Source organism: Marinimicrobium sp. UBA4209 (assembly GCF_002381585.1).
GTDB classification, from domain to species: domain Bacteria; phylum Pseudomonadota; class Gammaproteobacteria; order Pseudomonadales; family Cellvibrionaceae; genus Marinimicrobium; species Marinimicrobium koreense.
Window position 1 is genome coordinate 14,625 of the sequence record NZ_DFTP01000052.1, and the last position, 925, is coordinate 15,549.

General features: G+C 57.8%; 1 protein-coding gene. It reads left to right on the forward strand.

The window, feature by feature from the left end:
* The coding region (locus tag B3187_RS07735) for a PrkA family serine protein kinase (RefSeq protein WP_286805570.1) at positions 1-925 on the forward strand (925 nt) is incomplete at both ends.

Genomic DNA, 925 nt, shown 5'->3' on the forward strand with positions numbered 1-925 from the left:
TGTGCCGGGCCAACCAGGGGCTGATGGAGTTTGTGGAAATGTTCAAGGCGCCGATCAAGGTGCTGCACCCGCTGCTGACCGCCACCCAGGAGGGCAACTACAACAGCACCGAGGGTTTGAGCGCCATTCCCTTTGAGGGCATCATTCTCGCCCACTCCAACGAATCCGAGTGGCAGGCGTTCAAGAACAACAAGAACAACGAGGCCTTTCTGGACCGGGTGTACATCGTCAAGGTGCCCTACTGCCTGCGCGTGTCCGAAGAGGTGAAAATTTACGAGAAGCTGCTGGAAAACAGCTCCCTGAACAACGCCCACTGCGCCCCGGACACATTGCGTATGCTGGCCAAGTTTGTGGTGCTCTCGCGCCTGAAGGAGCCGGAAAACTCCAACATCTATTCGAAGATGCGCATCTACGACGGCGAGAGCCTGAAAGACACCGACCCGAAAGCCAAGTCCATCCAGGAATACCGAGACGCCGCCGGCGTGGATGAGGGCATGACCGGGCTATCCACCCGCTTTGCGTTCAAGATCCTGTCCAAGGTGTTCAATTTCGACCCCACCGAAGTGGCCGCCAACCCGGTGCACCTGCTCTATGTGCTGGAGCAGCAGATCGAGCGCGAACAGTTCCCCGCGGAAACCCGCGAGCGCTACCTGGGCTTTATCAAAGAGTACCTGGCACCGCGCTATGTGGACTTTATCGGCAAGGAAATCCAGACCGCCTATCTGGAATCCTACACCGAGTACGGGCAGAACATTTTCGACCGCTACGTCACCTTTGCCGACTTCTGGATTCAGGACCAGGAATACCGGGACCCGGACACCGGGGAAATCCTCGACCGGGGCGCCCTCAACCAGGAACTGGAAAAAATCGAGAAGCCCGCAGGCATCAGCAACCCGAAGGACTTCCGCAACGAGATCGTCAACTT